Annotated in this window: 17 protein-coding genes and 3 pseudogenes; 8 read left to right on the top strand and 12 right to left on the bottom strand. The window is 73.0% G+C overall.

The window, feature by feature from the left end:
• A pseudogene (locus DN069_RS41685) lies at nt 1–166 on the bottom strand (aminoglycoside phosphotransferase family protein); the annotation flags it as partial.
• On the opposite strand from DN069_RS41685, the pseudogene DN069_RS19765 reads away from it, so the two are divergent.
• Both DN069_RS19765 and DN069_RS19760 read left to right on the top strand, forming a co-directional pair.
• Nucleotides 159–512, top strand: a pseudogene (locus DN069_RS19765) (phosphotransferase); the annotation flags it as partial. The pseudogenes DN069_RS41685 and DN069_RS19765 sit on opposite strands and share 8 nt — an antisense overlap.
• Nucleotides 513–604: 92 nt before the next feature.
• Nucleotides 605–1,408 (top strand): phytanoyl-CoA dioxygenase family protein, encoded by an 804-nt coding sequence (locus DN069_RS19760; protein ID WP_111502593.1) that lies wholly within the window; start codon nt 605–607, stop codon nt 1,406–1,408.
• A gap of 6 nt (nt 1,409–1,414) precedes the next feature.
• Here DN069_RS19760 and DN069_RS19755 read toward each other — a convergent pair whose 3' ends face one another.
• From DN069_RS19755 to DN069_RS19720, 7 genes and pseudogenes are all read right to left on the bottom strand, one after another.
• Complete coding sequence (locus tag DN069_RS19755) at nt 1,415–2,491, bottom strand: acyl-CoA dehydrogenase family protein (RefSeq protein ID WP_111502591.1); 1,077 nt, start codon at nt 2,489–2,491, stop codon at nt 1,415–1,417.
• Nucleotides 2,492–2,511: 20 nt separating this feature from the next.
• Entirely contained in the window at nt 2,512–3,006 is a 495-nt protein-coding gene (locus DN069_RS19750; protein ID WP_111502589.1) for a hypothetical protein, read from the bottom strand.
• A 532-nt stretch (nt 3,007–3,538) separates the two neighbouring features.
• On the bottom strand, nt 3,539–3,781 hold the full coding sequence (locus DN069_RS19745; protein WP_111502619.1) for a DUF397 domain-containing protein: 243 nt from the start codon (nt 3,779–3,781) through the stop codon (nt 3,539–3,541).
• 166 nt (nt 3,782–3,947) lie between these two features.
• Nucleotides 3,948–5,114 (bottom strand): thiolase domain-containing protein, encoded by a 1,167-nt coding sequence (locus DN069_RS19740; RefSeq protein WP_111502587.1) that lies wholly within the window; start codon nt 5,112–5,114, stop codon nt 3,948–3,950.
• Complete coding sequence (locus DN069_RS19735; RefSeq protein WP_111502617.1) at nt 5,111–6,190, bottom strand: thiolase domain-containing protein; 1,080 nt, start codon at nt 6,188–6,190, stop codon at nt 5,111–5,113. Before DN069_RS19735 ends, DN069_RS19740 begins: the two co-directional genes overlap by 4 nt.
• Nucleotides 6,191–6,222: 32 nt before the next feature.
• Nucleotides 6,223–7,235 (bottom strand): annotated as a pseudogene (locus tag DN069_RS41680) (Zn-ribbon domain-containing OB-fold protein).
• A 14-nt stretch (nt 7,236–7,249) separates the two neighbouring features.
• Nucleotides 7,250–8,053 carry a crotonase/enoyl-CoA hydratase family protein gene (locus tag DN069_RS19720; RefSeq protein WP_111502581.1) on the bottom strand — a complete coding sequence of 268 codons (804 nt, stop codon included), beginning with the start codon at nt 8,051–8,053 and terminating at the stop codon, nt 7,250–7,252.
• Between the two features lie 150 nt (nt 8,054–8,203).
• Between DN069_RS19720 and DN069_RS19715 the strand changes: the two genes are divergently transcribed.
• From DN069_RS19715 to DN069_RS41675, 3 genes are all read left to right on the top strand, one after another.
• Nucleotides 8,204–9,823, top strand: coding sequence for an acyl-CoA synthetase (locus tag DN069_RS19715; RefSeq protein WP_111502579.1), 1,620 nt, complete (start codon nt 8,204–8,206; stop codon nt 9,821–9,823).
• Between the two features lie 206 nt (nt 9,824–10,029).
• A complete protein-coding gene (locus DN069_RS19710; RefSeq protein WP_133259978.1) occupies nt 10,030–10,656 on the top strand; it encodes a hypothetical protein in 627 nt (208 codons plus the stop codon).
• A gap of 44 nt (nt 10,657–10,700) precedes the next feature.
• Entirely contained in the window at nt 10,701–11,210 is a 510-nt protein-coding gene (locus DN069_RS41675) for a DUF2087 domain-containing protein (protein WP_243639458.1), read from the top strand.
• Between the two features lie 13 nt (nt 11,211–11,223).
• Here DN069_RS41675 and DN069_RS19700 read toward each other — a convergent pair whose 3' ends face one another.
• A complete protein-coding gene (locus tag DN069_RS19700) occupies nt 11,224–12,228 on the bottom strand; it encodes a ketopantoate reductase family protein (RefSeq protein ID WP_111502575.1) in 1,005 nt (334 codons plus the stop codon).
• Nucleotides 12,229–12,301: 73 nt separating this feature from the next.
• A complete protein-coding gene (locus tag DN069_RS19695; protein WP_111502573.1) occupies nt 12,302–12,850 on the bottom strand; it encodes an NAD(P)H-dependent oxidoreductase in 549 nt (182 codons plus the stop codon).
• Between the two features lie 142 nt (nt 12,851–12,992).
• On the opposite strand from DN069_RS19695, the gene DN069_RS19690 reads away from it, so the two are divergent.
• Both DN069_RS19690 and DN069_RS19685 read left to right on the top strand, forming a co-directional pair.
• Complete coding sequence (locus DN069_RS19690) at nt 12,993–13,634, top strand: TetR/AcrR family transcriptional regulator (RefSeq protein ID WP_111502571.1); 642 nt, start codon at nt 12,993–12,995, stop codon at nt 13,632–13,634.
• A gap of 134 nt (nt 13,635–13,768) precedes the next feature.
• Nucleotides 13,769–14,635 carry an N-acetylmuramoyl-L-alanine amidase gene (locus tag DN069_RS19685; protein ID WP_111502569.1) on the top strand — a complete coding sequence of 289 codons (867 nt, stop codon included), beginning with the start codon at nt 13,769–13,771 and terminating at the stop codon, nt 14,633–14,635.
• Nucleotides 14,636–14,638: 3 nt separating this feature from the next.
• On the opposite strand, the gene DN069_RS19680 is transcribed toward DN069_RS19685, so the two are convergent.
• Together DN069_RS19680 and DN069_RS19675 are read right to left on the bottom strand one after the other, a co-directional pair.
• Entirely contained in the window at nt 14,639–15,253 is a 615-nt protein-coding gene (locus tag DN069_RS19680; protein ID WP_111502567.1) for a DUF2231 domain-containing protein, read from the bottom strand.
• A gap of 9 nt (nt 15,254–15,262) precedes the next feature.
• Complete coding sequence (locus DN069_RS19675) at nt 15,263–16,369, bottom strand: YihY/virulence factor BrkB family protein (RefSeq protein WP_165845554.1); 1,107 nt, start codon at nt 16,367–16,369, stop codon at nt 15,263–15,265.
• 119 nt (nt 16,370–16,488) lie between these two features.
• Between DN069_RS19675 and DN069_RS19670 the strand changes: the two genes are divergently transcribed.
• Complete coding sequence (locus tag DN069_RS19670; RefSeq protein ID WP_111502563.1) at nt 16,489–16,749, top strand: hypothetical protein; 261 nt, start codon at nt 16,489–16,491, stop codon at nt 16,747–16,749.
• Nucleotides 16,750–16,767 lie beyond the last annotated feature (18 nt).

The raw sequence follows: 16,767 nt of genomic DNA, 5'->3' as shown, positions 1-16,767 counted from the left end.
AGTGGGACCGGCTGGCGGCGGGCGCCGGTGTCGCGGCCATGACGCTCCACAGCAGCGCGAGGTCGTAGCGCGGCAGGTGCCAGCCGGCCTGCTGCGAGTGGACCAGGACCGGACCGGAGGGCGCGAGCAGCACGTTGGTGAGCAGCGCGTCCCCGTGGCAGTTCTGCCACGGGGACGCGCTGCTCACCAACGTGCTGCTGGCGCCCTCCGGTCCGGTCCTGGTCGACTGGGAGCAGGCCGGCTGGTACCTGCCGGGCTACGACCTCGCGCTGCTGTGGAGCGTCATGGCCGGCGACACCGGCGCGCGCCGCCAGCTGAGCCAGATCGCGCAGGCCACCGGCACCCTCGGGCGCGACGCCTTCCTCGTCAACCTGATCCTGGTGCTGATGCGGGAGATCCGTCTCCACGACGTCCCGGGCGCGGGCGAGGAGCAGCGCATCCTGATCCGCCGCCTGCACGAGGACGCCGCCCTCGCCCGCCGCGCGGTCCGCGCCGCCGTCGGCACCCGCTGAGGCGGAGGCCGCTGGGACAGGGCGCGTTGGGACTGCCACGGGGCCGAGAAACTCGCTTGCCGCCGCTCTTCGGCGGTGCGGACAATCGGCCCATGGGTCAACCTCCACTCAGCGCCGACCAGGTCGAACAGTTCGTCACCGAGGGCTTCGTCCACCTCCCCGAAGCCTTCGACCGTGCCCTCGCCGACGAATGCCGCGCCTTCCTGTGGCGCGAGACCGGGCTCGACCCGGACGACCCGGCCACGTGGACCGAACCCGTGGTCCGGCTGGACGGCTACGGCTCCGAGCCGTTCCGCCGCGCGGCCACGACGGATCGCCTGCACGACGCCTTCGACCAGCTCGTCGGTCCCGGCCGCTGGGTACCGCGCGACGGCCTCGGCACCTTTCCCGTCCGGTTCCCGCATCCGGACGATCCGGGCGACGCCGGCTGGCACATGGACGGCAGCTTCACGCCCGAGGGTTCGTCGGGTTACTGGCTCAACCTCAGGTCCCGGGAGCGGGCCCTGCTGATGCTCTTCCTCTTCTCGGACGTGGACGCCGAGAACGCGCCGACCCGCATCAAGGTCGGCTCACACCTGGACGTCCCGGCGTTCCTGGAGCCCGCTGGGGACGCGGGCCTGAACCTCTTCGCTCTGTGCCGCACCATGGACGCGGCGGGCCGACTGGACGCGCCGGAGCGCCCGCTCGCGCTGGCCACCGGACAGGCGGGCGACGTGTACCTCTGCCACCCGTTCCTGATCCACGCCGCCCAGCCCCACCACGGCACAGTCCCGCGCTTCCTCGCCCAGCCCCCGCTGATGCCGACCGGCCCGCTCGAACTGCACCGCGCCGACGGCGCGTACTCCGCGGTCGAGCGCGCCGTACGCCTGGGTCTGGGGCTCGGCACGGACCGGTGAGCGGCGCTACTCCGCCTCCGCCGCCGCGCGCAGCAGTGGCGCGCCCGCCGGGAGCAGCGCGCGGGCGCTGAGGCCGTCGCGGAGATGGCGTTCCAGCGACACGGTGCGATGGAGACCGGCCGGTCCCGCGAGGGCGACGGAACGGTGCACCACGGCGAGCGCGAGATCGGCGACGCGGGGCGCGAGCAGACGGGCCCGCCGGTCCGCGCCGGGGCGCGCCGCGTCGACCGCGGCGGCCAGGCCGGTCAACAGCTCCTCGGCCGCCATGAGTTCGAGCTCCAGCGCGCCACGGTCCAGCTCGGACAGCTCCTTGACGTGCCGGGTCAGCCAGTCGCGGGCCGCGCGGCCGGTGCCGAGGCAGATGGCGGCCACGGCCAGCCGCCGGCCGGCCTCGTCCCGGGCGTCGGGCGGCGGCAGCCGGTGGGTGTCGTCGAGCAGCACCTGCTCGAAGTGCACGTCCTGGTGGGCGGCCGCGCGCAGGCCGAGCTGGTCCGAGCCGGGCTCGACGATCAGGCCGGGTGTGTCGCCGGGCAGCAGGAAGACGGCGGGGCCGGGCTCCTCCGCGGAGCCCTCCGCCGGATCGGTCCCGGCGGCGACCAGCAGCCAGGCCAACGCCTCCGCTCCCGGCACGCCGTGCTCGCGACCGTTCAACTGCCAGCCGTCGGGCGACTGCTGCGCGCGGACCTCGGCGCCTGCCTCGGCGCCGGGGCCGCCGGGCGGCAGCAGGCCGACGAGCGCCGGGCCGCGCCGGGAGTCGGTGAGCAGCGCCCGGTACGCGGCGGCGGGCCAGCGCCGGGTGCGGGCCTGGGCCTCGTGCGCGAGCAGGGTGTCCCCGGCCAGCAGCGCGACGGACGGGTCGCCGCTGCCGAGCGCGGCGAGCAGCCTGACGGTCTCGGTGAGCCCGGCGCCCGCGCCGCCGTGGTCGGCGGCGACGGTGAGGGTCAGCAGACCGGCCGCGTGGACCTCCTCGATCCCCTGGTAGGGGAACGCGCCCTCGCGGTCGTGCTCGTCGGCGCGGGCCGCGAGCAGGTCGACGACGCGCGGCAGTCGGTTCAGGGCCTCGTCGGCCTGGGGAAAGGACATCGTCGGCGTCGTCGCTCCGCTCAGGCCTGGAACATGTCCGCGGGCAGCGGCTTGAGGAGCTTGTAGAGGTCCTCGCTGACCGGGCGGTCCCAGGTGACCACGGTGACCAGCACGTCGTCGCTGCGACCGAACTGCACGCAGGCCAGCCGGCCCTCGCTGAGCTTGAACTTCTTCACGATCAGCAGCCCGTCGTCGAGCATGACGGGGAAGTCCTCGCTGTCGAGGACCTCGATGGGCTCCTCACTGCCGACCACGGCAAGCATCTGGTGGACCTCGAGCGGCACGCCGTCCTCGGGCTCGCGAGCGGCTGAGCCGGCCCGCAGATTGCCGATGATCATGGACGGGCCGCGGCCGCCCATGAGGTCGTAGCGCAGCAGCACGCCGTGGCAGCTGCCGTCCTCCGGATCACTGAGCAGCACGGCCCCGAAGTCGCCCGGCCAGTCACCGGGATCCATCGCGAGAATGTCGAAGTCCGGGCCTGCGGGGGTGCCGGAGCGGCGGCGAAGGAATGCCATGAGGCCATCGTACGTGCCCGCGCAGATGACGAACGCGTGACCGGCGGGTGGCGGGTCGTGGTCCGGACGGTCGGTAGACGCACCAGGTACCGAGATCAGGTTGACGAACGGATCACGTTCCGATTACGTTCGGCGACATGCAGAGACCGCCGCGACTGGTGAGCAGGGGTCATATCGACCTCATGCGCGTGGTGTCGGCTGCATGTCGCGTGTGCCGCCCGAGTCGCTGACGCCTCGGCGAGCCCGCAGTTCCCCGGCCGTTCGGTCGTCCTCTCCTTCCGCAAGCGGCATCGGCCCAGGTTCGGCCGTGCGCCTGCGGACGGTGTGCTCCTTCTGCCAGCCTGGAGCCCGGCGAGGAGGACCGGTGGGGACGGGACCGGCACTTCCACCAGAAATCTCGCCCACCTGGCCACTCGGCCACGGCGGGCGGGCCTGCTCGGCACCGCGTGGGGGCGTGTGCGAGCGGGCTGGGCGCCGCGTCGACCCCGTGGGGGTGGTCGACGCGGCGCTCTGTTCCTTCCAGCCTGCTGTCTCAGGTCAGATCGAACTCGCCGTCGCGCGCGCCGAGCACGAAGGCGTTCCACTCCGCCGGGGTGAAGATCAGCGACGGCCCCTCGGGGGCACGCCGATCGCGCATCGCGATGAATCCGTCGATGAAGGCGACCTGCACGTCGCCCACGCCTTGGCTGCTGGACAGCCACTCGGCTCCGTTGAGATCGAGCTGGGGTTTCCTCTCCTCAACGCCAACCCCGATCGGGCCCCGCTGAGAGAACATGCCGGTCTCCGCGGTCACGTCGAAGAATGCGTCGCTTGCCACGTCGAGCTCCTCCCGCCGTCAGTTGATCCCACTGTAATCTCCGCGACAGTTTGCGGTAGAGGGCTTCGACACGATCCGCCCGTGCGGGTGACAACGGGCGGATCGGCCTGGTAGGAGACCTGGTTCAGTGATCCGGCCGCTCGCTTCCCACCAGCCACATCGAGAAGAACTGCGCACCGCCGCCGTAGGCGTGGCCCAGCGCGCGGCGGGCGCCGTGGATCTGGTGCTCGCCCGCCAGGCCGCGGACCTGGAGGGCCGCCTCCGCGAAGCGGATCATGCCGGACGCGCCGATCGGGTTGGAGGAGAGCACGCCGCCCGAGGGGTTGACCGGCAGGTCGCCGTCCATCTCGGTCACACCCGCCTCGACCAGCTTCCATCCCTCGCCCTCGTCGGCGAAGCCGAGGTTCTCCAGCCACATCGGCTCGTACCAGGAGAACGGCACGTACATCTCCACCGCGTCGATCTGGCCGCGCGGATCGGTGACGCCCGCCTGGCGGTAGACGTCGGCGGCACAGTCCCGGCCCGCCTGCGGGCTGACGTAGTCCTTGCCCGCGAAGATCGTCGGTTCGCTGCGCATCGCCCCGCCGTGCACCCAGGCCGGCGGCCGGGGCGCACGGGCGGCGCCGCGCTCCCCCGTGAGCACCAACGCGCAGGCTCCGTCGGAGGACGGGCAGGTCTCCGAGTAGCGGATCGGGTCCCACAGCATGGGGGACGACTGCACCTTCTCCAGCGTCAGATCGTGCTCGTGCAGGTGGGCGTAGGGGTTCTTGAGCGCGTTGCGGCGGTCCTTGAAGGCCACCAGTGAGCCCACCGTGTCGGGCGCGCCGGTGCGGCGCATGTAGGCGCGCACGTGCGGAGCGAAGAAGCCGCCGGCCCCGGCGGTGAGCGGCTGCTGGAAGGGGATCGGCAGCGAGAGACCCCACATCGCGTTGGACTCGGACTGCTTCTCGAACGCGACGGTGAGCACCGTGCCGTGCACCCCGGCCGCCACCAGGTTCGAGGCGACGAGCGCCGTCGAGCCGCCGACGGAGCCCGCGGTGTGGACGCGCAGCATCGGTTTGCCCACCGCGCCGAGGGCCTCGGCGAGGTAGAGCTCGGGCATCATCACGCCCTCGAAGAAGTCCGGTGCCTTGCCGATGACCACGGCGTCGATGTCGGACCAGCCCAACTCGGCGTCCTCCAGCGCGCGGACGGCCGCCTCACGGACCAGCCCGGCGATGGAGACGTCCTGCCGGGCCGCCACGTGCCTGGTCTGGCCGACCCCGACGACGGCCACGGGCTGCTTGCTCATCGCGCACCTCCCTCGGTGCCGGCGGCGCCCTCGAGGACGGCCACCAGGTTCTGCTGCAGGCAGGGCCCGGAGGTGGCGTGGGCGAGCACCCGGCGCGCCTCGCCGCGGTGGATCAGCGCGGCGGCCTCGCCGATGCGGATCAGCCCGGCCGCCATGACCGGGTTGGCGGCCAGCGGGCCGCCGGAGGGGTTGACCGGGACACCGTCGCCCAGGTCCAGGGCGCGCCGCAGCACGATCTCCTGCGCGGTGAACGGGGCGTGCAGCTCGGCCGCGTCGAAGGGCGCGTCGAAGGCGCCGGCCGCGGTGGCGGCGAGACGCGTGGAGGGCGATTCGGTCAGGTCGCGGACGCCCGGCTGGTGGGCTTCGATCCGGTGGTCGATGCCGCGGATCCAGGCCGGGTTGACGTGCAGCGCGCGGGCGCTGTCGCCCGCGGCGAGGATCACCGCCGCCGCGCCGTCGCTGATCGGCGGGCAGTCGTGGCGGCGCAGCGGCTCGACCTCGTAGGGCTGTCGCAGCAGTTCCTCGACGTCGGCGCTGCCGCGCAGCTGGGCGTGCGGGTTGGCGGTGGCCGCGCGGCGGCTGCGCACCGCCGTCTCGGCGAGCCGCCGTTCGTCGGTGTGGCCCGCGTCGATCAGGGCCCGCGCCTGGAGCGCGGCCAGCGCGACGGAGTCGGGCCAGAGCGGCGCGAGCGTGTACGGGTCGAGCTGCCGGGTCAGCACGTCGCGGACGCTGCCGGGCGAGGACTTGCCGTAGGAGTAGACGAGCGCGGTGTCGGCCTCGCCGGTCTGCAGCTTGACCCACGCCTCGTACAGGGCCCAGGCCCCGTCCATCTCCACGTGCGACTCGGAGATCGGCGGCCAGGCGCCGACGCCGTCGAGGGCCATGGTGAAGGAGAAGGCACGGCCGGCGAGGTAGTCGCTGCTGCCGGAGCAGGTGAAGCCGATCCGGTTGGCCGTCAGTCCCGTCTGTTTGAGTACATCGTGGAGGACGGGCATGAGCAGCTCGACCTCGGAGAGCTGGTCGGTGCGCCGGGTGTGGCTGCTCTGGGCGAACGCGACGACGGCGACGTCGCGCAGGCCCGTGGGCGCGTCTAGGTGGTCGGTGCCGCTCACATCCACCTCCGGTAGCTCTCGGGGTCGGCGTCGGGCTCGCCGGTGGGGCGGAAGTGGCTGATGGAGGCGAGGCTCGGGCCGAGGCGCTGCTCGTTCCAGACGGCCTCGACGCGTTGGCCGATGCGGACGTCGGCGTAGGGGGTGTCACCGATGCGCGCGTGCAGCCCGACGTTGGCACCGTCGAGGAGCACGTAGGCGTAGCAGTACGGCACCTCGACGTCCAGGCCCTTGGCGGCGATGTTGACGATGCAGAAGGTGGTGACGGTGCCGGTGTGCGGCAGCTCCAGTTGCTCGGTGGCGGCGATGCCGCAGGTCGGGCAGGCGCCGCGGGGCGGCACGTAGACGCGGGTGCACCGCGGGCAGCGCTCGGCCAGCAGGCGCTTGTCGGGCAGCGCGGTGAGGAATCGGGTCTGCGCGCTGCCGGGCGAGTAGGTGTACTCCAGGCGGGCCGGGATGGTCACCCGGGTCACGGGCTCGACGCCCGCGAGTTCCGGGATGCCGGCGAGGAGTTCGGCGGCCGTGGTCATGCGGCGGAGCCCTCCGCTCGGTGGCTGTCGCCCGGGGCCCCGGCGTTCGGCGCGGGCTCGAAGCAGGCGATGTCGGTGATGGCGCCGCTGCGCTCGTCGGCCCAGCGGATGGCGACGCGCATGCCGGTGCGCACGGCGTGCCGCGGCGCGTCGAGTGCGTGCAGCAGCGCGGTGTCCGCGCCGTCGAGCCGGACCAGGACCCAGGCGAAAGGCGTGTCCAACGGCTGGTAGGGGCGCGGTCGTTCGTTCCACGCCCAGGTGGTGACGGTGCCGAGCTGCCCGAGCGGCACCAGCTCGGTCAGCTCCTCGGCGGTGACCGGGTCGTACTCGGCGGGCGGGCAGAGCACCCGTCCGTCGCTGCCGCGCGCCCCGAGCACCACGCGCTCACGCAGCCCGGTGAGGAAGGCGCCGAGCACAGGTCCGGTGGAACGGGTGAACGGGAACTCGACGATCAGCGGTGCGCTGAGCACCTCGGGGGGCATGGCGTTCGTTCCTCTCAGTGGCGGCGGAAGACGGGCGGGCGCTTCTCGGCGAAGGCGCGCGGGCCCTCCTTGGCGTCCTCGGTGGCGAAGACCGGCCAGCCGAGCTCGAGTTCGCGCTTGAGCCCGTCCGCCTCGGTCATGGCGGCCGTCTCGTAGACGGAGCGTTTGACAGCCTCGACGGCCAGCGGTGCGGCCTCGTTGACGGCCTCGGCGAGTTCCAGGGCGCGCTTGAGGGCGGTGCCGTCGGGGACCACGCTGCCGACGAGGCCGATGTCGCGCGCCTCGGCGGCGCTGTAGCGGCGCCCGGTGAGGAGCATCTCCAGCGCGTGGGTGTGCGGGATCTGCCGGGTGAGACGGACCGTGGAGCCGCCGATCGGGAAGAGCCCGCGGCGGACCTCGAACAGGCCGAAGCTCGCGGACTCGCCGGCGACGCGGATGTCCGTGCCCTGGAGCATCTCCGTTCCACCGGCCACACAGACGCCCTCGACGGCGGCGATGACGGGCTTGCGCGGGCGGTGGTGCCGCAGCATCGCCTTCCAGTGCAGCTCCGGATCGGCGGCGAGGCGCGCGCGGTAGGGGTCGTTCTCCGCGAATCCTCCGCCGGCCAACGCCTTGAGGTCCATTCCGGCGCAGAAAGCACCGCCCGCACCGGTCAGCACAATGGACCGGATGTCATCGTCCGCGTCGGCCTCGATCCACGCGTCGTGCAATCCCACGAGCATCGGTATCGAGAACGCGTTCTTGGCCTCGGCCCGGTTGAGCGTCAGGACGAGCGTGGCGCCCTCCCGCTCGACGATCAGATGTTCTGTGCCTGCCATGGGCCGCCTCCGCATGCCGCGCCGACCGAATCCCGCTCAGATCTAGAACAGGTTGCAGTCTTGCTGACGGCTTTTCAAGTGCCGCTCCAAGAACAAGTTCAAGACGTCGGAACCCTGGAGTTCTCCTGGAACCGCTCCTACGCTCCGGCCATGGAATTCAACCTGGCCGATCTGTTCGAGCAAGCGGTTGACCACTTCCCCGGGCGCGAGGCGATCAGCTGCGCCTCCGCCGACGGCACCACCGTCCAGCGGCGCACCTTCGCCGAGCTGGACGAGCGGGCCAACCGCCTGGCCCACCACCTGCAGGAGGCCGGTATCGGCCCCGGCGACCGCGTCGGCGTGTACGCGCTGAACAGCGCGGAGTGGGTCGAGTCCCTGCTCGCGATCTGCAAGATCCGCGCGGTCTGCGTGAACGTCAACTACCGTTACGTGACGGACGAGCTGACCTATCTGCTCGGCATGGCCGAGCCCGCCGCGCTGATCTACCAGGAGCGTTACGCCGACCGCGTGGCCCAGGTGCTGCCCCGCCTGCCCGGACTGCGGCACCTGATCGTGATGGACGACGGCGCGGCCGCCGCCGTGCCCGCCCTGCCGGCCGTCCCGTACGAGAAGGCGCTCGCCTCCGGCGGTCCGCAGCGCGACTTCGCGCCGCGCTCCCCCGACGATCACTACCTGCTCTTCACCGGCGGCACGACGGGCCTGCCCAAAGGCGTGGTCTGGCGGCAGGAGGACGTCTTCTTCGCGCTCGGCGGCGGCATCGACGTCACCAACGGGCACCGCATGGCCACCCCGGAGGAGATCGTCACCACCGGATTCGCCAACCAGGTCACCTTCTTCCCGATCGCCCCGCTGATGCACGGCGCCACCCAGTGGGGCCTGATGCAGCAGCTGTTCAAGGGCAACCGGGCGGTGCTGATCGACCGCTTCGTGCCGGAGCGGGTGTGGGAGCTGGTCGGCAGCGAGCAGGTCAACCTGGTGATGATCACCGGCGACGCGATGGGCCGCCCGCTGGTCGAGGCCCTGGACGCACCCGAGGCCGGGGGCTACAACGTGAGCTCCCTGTTCGGAGTGGTCAGCAGCGCGGCGCTGTTCTCCACGCCGGTCAAGCTGCGGTTCCTGGAGAGGTTCCCGAGCCTCTACCTGAGCGACGCCGTCGGCTCCTCCGAGGGCGGCGCGGGCGGCGTGGCCCACTGGAGCGCCGAGGAGAAGGGCGGCCAGGGAACGGTCACCACCAAGCCCATCGGCGACTCGGAGGTCGTCGACGACGACCTCAACCCGCTGCCCCCGGGTGTCGTCGGCAAGCTGGCGCGGCGCGGCAACATCCCGCTGCGCTACCTCGGCGACCCGGCCAAGAGCGCCGAGGTGTTCCGCACCGCCCCGGACGGCACCCGCTACGCCGTCCCCGGCGACTGGGCCAGGCGTGAGGAGGACGGCCGGATCACCCTGCTCGGCCGCGGCTCGTCGTGCATCAACACCGGGGGCGAGAAGGTCTTCCCCGAGGAGGTGGAGTCGGCGATCAAGTCCCACCCGGCCGTCTACGACACCGTGGTCGTCGGCGCGCCCGACGAGCGCTGGGGCGAGACGGTGGTGGCCCTGGTGCACCAGCGCGACGGCGCGACCGAGCTGACCCTGGAGGTGCTGCAGGCGCACTGCCGCGCCCACGTCGCGGGCTACAAGGTGCCGCGCCGCCTGCACCTGGTGCCCGGCATCGAGCGCACCCCCACCGGAAAGCCGGACATGCGCTGGGCCAGGCGCATCGCGACCGACTGAGCGGAGCGGAGCGGCCGCACCGAACTCGTCGGACTCAGGGTGAACTCAGGGTTCTCCCGCAAACGTCCCCGGAGTGATCCCTGATGTTGCCCGGTCTCGTCCCTCCGGACGAGCTCACCGTCGGATCCAGCGGCTACCGTGGAGTTCTCTGGTTCGGGCGGGAGCAAGGAGGCTGACCGGTGCTGGGTCCCGTGGTCCTCATCGTCATGCTACTGGTCCTCTGCGCGCTGATCTGCGGCTGCGCGCTCGTCGTCGTGGGCACGGTCAAGGCCGCCCGCGCGGTCGGCGTCAAGGCCGAGAACGTCGCGCTCAAGGCCCGCGCCTACACCAACCCCGGCGCACCGGGCCGGATCGCCTCGGTGCGGCTCCGGCTGCGCGGCGCGCTGGAGGGCACGCGCCAGGCCCTGGAGTCCGCCGCCTCGCAGGACGCGCAGGTCGGCGAGTCGCTGCAGTTGCTCAAGCGCCTGGAGGAGCTCGGCGCGGAGCTGGACGCGCAGTTGCGCGTCCTGGAGCGCGAGCCCGAGGTCGCCCGCGTCGACGCCAAGCTGCCGGAGCTGCGGGCCCGCGCCGAGCGGATCACGCACGCGGCGGAGGAGCTCCGCTGGGCGGTCCAGGACCGCCAGCACCGCTTCTCGGAGGACGAGCTGAACCGGCTGAGCGACGAGTGCACCCAGGAGGCGGACGCCCTCCGCCACTGGGCCGCCCCCTCGGCCAAGACGGAGGAGCCGCCCGGTCCGCAGCGCCTCACCACGGGCCGCTGGCCCACCGCCGACGAGGTTCTCGGCTTCGTCGACCGCATACGCCGCCCCAGCGGCGAGGCCAACCCGCGCTGAAAAGCGGTCGCCTCCGTCGGCCGCCGCTCCCTAGCCTGGGCGTCATGCCTGATATCGCATCGCTCGCGCCCCTCGCCTCCGCACTCGCCGACCAGGAGCGGCTCCGGGTCTTCGCCCAGGCCGTGCTCGCCGGGGCGGAGGGACTGGACGCCGGCGGGTTCGGAAAGGCTGCGAACCTGGAAAGGCATCTGGCGAGGCTCGCGCAGGCCGGGCTGGTCGAGGCGCTGGACGGTCGGGTGTACGCCCGCCCGGAGGCGTTCACCGAGGCGATGCGCTCGCCCGAGCGGTCCGAGGCGTCCGATGTGGCGCAGCTGTTCAAGGACGGTCGGCTGACCGAGATGCCGACCAGGCCGGCCCGCCGGCTCGCACTGCTCGCCCACCTGACCGACCGGGTCTTCGAGCGCGGCGTCTCGTACACCGAGCCCGAGGTCAACATCGCCCTCAAGCAGTACTGGGACGACTGCGCGGCCCTGCGCCGCTACCTCGTCGAGAACGGCTTCCTGACCCGTTCCGCCGACGGGACCTCCTACCGCGTCAGCGCGGCGGCGGAGTAACCCGCCTCTCCGGCTACAGCGCCGCCTTGGCGAGCTCCGCGCGCAGCTCGTCCGAGGTGGCACTGCCGGGCGGCAGACCCTCCGCGGCGAGGCGGATCACCTCGCGGCGCAGCAGGTCGTTGGCGGGGGTGGGCACGGCGTGCAGGCGGCCCAGCATGGAGATCTCGCCATTGAGGAAGTCCACCTCGACGCCGCCGCCACGCGTCAGGCTCTGCCAGGTCGAGCCGCCGGACCGGACCACGTCCGGGATCGGCACGACGCCCATCCGACTGCCCTGCACGGCCTGGCGCTCGTCCTCCGTGGAGTAGGCGATGCCCGCCGACTCCAGGACGGCGACGCCCTCACCGCGCACGGTCTGCCACAGGTCCGCCGCATCCGGGACGCCGTCGCGGCCCACCAGCGCCTCCAGGGCGTTGGCCAGGTTGTTGAGCAGCTTGCCGTACTTCCACCGCATCACGTCGGGGACGACGGGAGCGTCGAAGCTGCTGCCGTTGAGGTCGGCGGCGAGCAGCCGCGCGTACCGCTCCGCCGCGCCCGTGAATCCTCCCAGCGTCAGGATTCCGGACAGCGGCGCGCAGTGGGCGACGACGGTGCCGGGCTGCAGGTGGGTGGCGGGGAGCCAGACGCACATGCCGACCACGTCGGCGAAGTAGCGCAGCGCGGTGCGCTCGTTGGCCACGCCGTTCTGCGCGCAGACGACGGGCAGGATCTCACCCGCGGTGCCGCCGCCGGTGACGGCGGCGCGCGCCCAGTCGCTCAGCACGGCCTCCGTGTCCTGCGACTTGACGGCAAGGATGATCACGTCGTCGCGCCGCAGCGGGCCGATGTCCTCGTGGTGGGCGTAGGCGGGGATGCGCAGCCGTTCCGTCCCCTGCGGCGTGATCAGTCGCAGCCCGTCGGTGCGCAGCGCGTCGAGATGCGCGCCGCGGGCCACCAGGGCGACCTCCCGCCCGCTCTGAGCCAGCCGCCCACCGATCGCGCCTCCCACGGCGCCCGCCCCGACGATCACATAGCGCATGGCTCGAACCCTAACGCCGCTGCCCCGCCCCGGCACGCAGAACGCGCGCACCGACGCGGGGCGGACGCGGCGATCAGGCCGCGGCGGCCGCGATCTGGCCGAGGACGGCGACGAGCTGGGCGGCGACCTCGGCATCGTCGGCCGGGTGGGTCTCGGCGAAGCGGACGACCGAGCCCGGTATGGACAGCTTGGCGTCCTCGAGGACCTTGGCGCCGGCGACGCCGAGGGCCTTGCGGGCCTCGTCCTGGGCCCAGACGCCGCCGAACTGGCCGTAGGCGGTGCCGACGACGGCGACCGGCTTGCCGGTCAGCGTGCCGCCGCCGTACGGACGGGACAGCCAGTCGATCGCGTTCTTCAGCACGGCCGGGGTGGTGCCGTTGTACTCGGGCGAGAAGAGGATCAGGGCGTCGGCCGGGGCGCAGGCCTCGCGCAGCGCGATGGCGGCGGCCGGGACGGAGCCCTCGACGTCGATGTCCTCGTTGTAGAACGGGACGTCGGCCAGACCCTCGACGATGGCCACGTCGACGCCCTCCGGCGCCAGCTTGACGGCGGCCTCGGCCAGCTGGCGGTTGTGCGAACCGGCGCGGAGGCTGCCGACGAGGGCGACGATACGGACGGACATGGGATCTCCCGAGAGGTGGTTCAGCTCGAAGTCCGAGCGGTGGATCTGAGTGGTGAATCTGAGCGGACCGTAGTCCGGTTCAAGTTCTGACAGAGAAGCGGACCACGGTCCACTTCGTCTCACGGGCCGCTACGCTGACCCCATGACCCAGCCGTCCGAGCCGATCCCGCTCAGCCCCGAGGCGCGATCCGCCGCCCTCCCGCTCCACGACCAGGATCCGTCCGAGCGCGCCGACGCCGCGCGCAACCGCGTCAAACTGCTGGAGGCCGCCGCCGCGCTGATCCAGGAGCGGGGTGCCGAGCACCTCACCATGGACGCCGTCGCGGCGGCCGCCTGCGTCGGCAAGGGCACGGTGTTCCGGCGCTTCGGCGACCGCGCCGGCCTGCTGTTAGCCGTGCTGGACCGCACGGAACGGGAGTTCCAGGACGCCTTCATGTTCGGCCCGCCACCGCTCGGACCGGGCGCCGACCCGATCGCCAGACTGGACGCCTTCGGCATCGCGTCACTGCGGCACCTGCTCGACAACATGAACCTCTACCTGGAGTCCGACCGGCAGGCCGCGAGCCGTTACGCCGCGCCGCCGCGCAACGTCCGCGCGCGGCACCTGTCGCTCTTGCTGGGTCAGGCCGGCGTGGACGGCGACCTGGAGCTGCTCGCGCAGACCCTCCTCGGCACCCTCGACGCGACCTTCGTCCACCACATGCTGACCGGCCGCGGCAGCACGGCCCAGCAGCTCGAGGCCGGCTGGTCCGACGTGGTCGCCCGCATCACGCACCGCTGCTGACGGAGTCCCACGCCCGGCGTCCTGGCGGCGTGCCGCCGTCAGGGTGGTCCGGTCGCGACGCGCGGCCCGGTGACACGGCGCGCTCCTGGCGGTGTGCTGCCGTGTGGGGAACAGCGGCGGCGGAAGGAGCGGGAATGCGTGCAGGCAGCCTGACGGTGGTCTCCGTGGTCTCCGTGGTCTCGGCGGTCACCGCTCTCTCCGTCCTCACCGCGGCGTTCACCGCCCTGGCCGTCCTCGGGCCGAGCGCCCCGCGCGGCCAGGCGTCGGCGGCCGCGCCGCGCCGCGCACTCCCCCTCGCGGGGCGCACCGTCGTCCTCGACCCCGGCCACAACCCGGGCAACGCGAGCCATCCGGCCGAGATCAACCAGCTCGTCGACGTCGGCAACGGCCGCAAGGCCTGCAACACCACCGGCACCTCGACCGACGCGGGCTATACCGAGGCCGAGTTCACCCTCGACCTGGCCCGCCGGGTGCGTCTGCTGCTGGCCGCCGAGGGGGCGCGGGTGATCCTCACGCAGGACGGCGACCGCCCCTGGGGGCCGTGCGTCACCGAACGTGCGGCGATCGGCAACCAGGCGCACGCCGACGCCGTCGTCGCGCTCCACGCCGACGGGGCCACCCCCGAGGGCCACGGGTTCCACGTCATCCTGCCGGCCGAGGTCGTCGCGGGCGCGGCGGACACCCGCCCGATCGTGGGGCCCTCACGCCGCCTCGGGCTGAACCTGCGCGACGCCTACACGCTGGCCACGGGCGAGCCCTTCGCCACCTACCTGGGCGGCGGCACCGGTCTGATGGTCCGTTCCGACCTGGGCGGACTCAACCTGTCCCAGGTCCCGGCCGTCTTCATCGAGTGCGGCAACATGCGCAACGCGGCCGACGCCGCACGCCTCTCCACCCCGGCCTGGCGCGAGATGGCCGCCCACGGCGTCGCCCTGGGGATCACGCTCTTCCTGTCCGGAACCGAGACCGGAATCGGCGGCGACACCGGCTCCGAAGGCTGACCGCTACGCCCCGCGGTCCGTGCGGTCCCTGGGGTCCGTGTGATCCGTGTGATCCGTGTGATCCGCCCGGCCGTGCGCCAGGTGACCGCCGATCATGCCGCCGACCGTGGCCACCGTGAGGCCGGCGAAGCCCAGAGCGCGGCCACGGCCCGTCCGGCCGCGCACGCGGGCCAGCCAGGACAGGCCGTAGACGGTCGTCGCCGCGGCGCCGGTGACGGCGTGCACCAGGCCGGCACGTCGCTGCTCGTTCGTCGGCAGCTCGGCCCAGTCCACCCAGCCCGCCAACTCCGCAGGGAGCGCGCCGAGGAAGCCGAGCGCGACCATCAGGGTCGCGGCGCGCCGCTCGCCCGGGACGAGGTCCAGCACGGCGGCCGACGTCCAGAAACCGATCGGGAGCTGCACCAGGGCGGGATGCGATGGGTAGCCGAACCACTCCCCGCGCAGCCCCTCCCGGGCCGGACCCAAGGGGAGGGCGCGGATCACCGGGCGCACCCGCTCCGCCAGGGGATCGAGCCGTTCGAGCCGGTCCAGCCGGTCGATCCGGTGCACGACCTCGGCGAGGATCCGCCGCGCCGCCGCTGTCCCACCTCTGCTGTCCGCCGGACCGCTGATGTCCATGCTCTCTGGCTAACCACCCTGCGGATCGCTGAAACCGCTCCTGCGGCCGGGCGGGTGCCCGTTCTCACCCCCGCCGGCGGCGCCGTCCCCCTCAGCGGGCTCCCCCGCCGACGCCCCGTCCTTCGCCGCCGAGGGCTCCGCCGCCACCGGCGGCGGCTCGTCGGCGAAGCTGCTCTCCACGAGTTGCTCCGGCCGCCGGCGGTTCTGTCGGGCGATGGCGTCGAGGACCCGGCGGTCGGCCTCGGTCAGCGGCGGCTGCACGATGGCGCGCGGCCAGAGCCGCCGCGCGCGCACGACGTTGACCTCGGCCGCGTACATGGAGAGCTGCGCGCCGAGGAAGACCCATCCCATCAGGCCCAGCACCGTGCCGAACAGCCCGTAGATCTGCGTCGCGTGGCGCAGTTGGTGGGCCACCAGCGCGCCGCCGAACGCCTGCAGGGCGGTCCACACCGGGCCGGCGATCAAGCAGCCGGGGAGCAGCCGGTGCCAGTGGATGTCGGCCGGGGTCAGCACCCGGAAGCAGGCCAGGTAGAGCAGGGTGTTCAAGCAGGCGGACGCGAGCAGCCCGAGCACGAAGTCGAGCGGGCCGGTGGCCACCCCGGCCAGGACCGCGGTGGCGGCGGAGGAGAGCAGCAGGCCCAGGCCGAGCGCCAGGATCAGCAGCAGGGAGCGGGCCAGGCGCGGCCAGTAGCCGGGGCGCCGTACGCCCGGCACGTTCCAGATCTGCGCCATCGCGAACTGGAGCGACTGCGCGATCCCCAGCGAGCCGTAGAGCAGACCCAGGCAGCCGACCGCCACGGCCACCGCGTTGCCCTGCAGGGAGTGCACCTTGCCGCGCAGCTGGTCGCCGATGACCGGGAAGTCGGCCAGGGCGGAGTCGAGCACGTCGGCCTGCAGCCGCGGGTTGCCGTGCAGGGCGAAGCCCAGCGCCGTGGTCAGGAGCAGCAGCAGCGGGAACAGCGCCGCGAAGCCGTAGTAGGTGATGAGGGCGGCCAGCTGCCCGCCGTGGTCGTCGCCGAACTTCTTGACGACGCCGACCACGAAACCGGGCCTGCGTCGGGTCTGCTGCCAGCGGTCGAACCGCCGCAGCCCTCGTTCCAGGCGGTTCGCAGCCATACCTGGACCCTTCCCGCCCGCGCGAAGGGCACACCGCACCGCCGCCCGGGTGACGTCTTCGGCCCCGCCTCGAGTCCTTCCCGACCATCCGGGTGCAGGATGGGTACGAGGTGATACCCGTGATCTTCGAACTGAAGGCCGAGTACGGTTTCGCATCGGTGGACACCGAGATCCACCTGTGGCACCTGGTCCGCGAGGGCGGCAGCGTCGCCCTGTGCGAACGGACCATGACCGTGGACAGCCGCACGCGCTCCTCCGCCGACCTGCGCGACATCTTCCCCGAGCGCCTCTGCCCGGCCTGTCGCCAGCGCTACTGCGAGCTGCTGCCGAGCATGACGCACCCCGCGCCCGCGGCGCCGGTCGCGCACAGCAAGGGCTGAGCGGACCGCCGGCACACC

Origin of the sequence: Streptacidiphilus pinicola (genome assembly GCF_003258295.1) — a bacterium.
Taxonomy (GTDB): domain Bacteria; phylum Actinomycetota; class Actinomycetes; order Streptomycetales; family Streptomycetaceae; genus Streptacidiphilus; species Streptacidiphilus pinicola.
The sequence above is the reverse complement of the archived record's forward strand: the minus strand, read 5'-3'. Positions and strand labels throughout refer to the sequence as shown.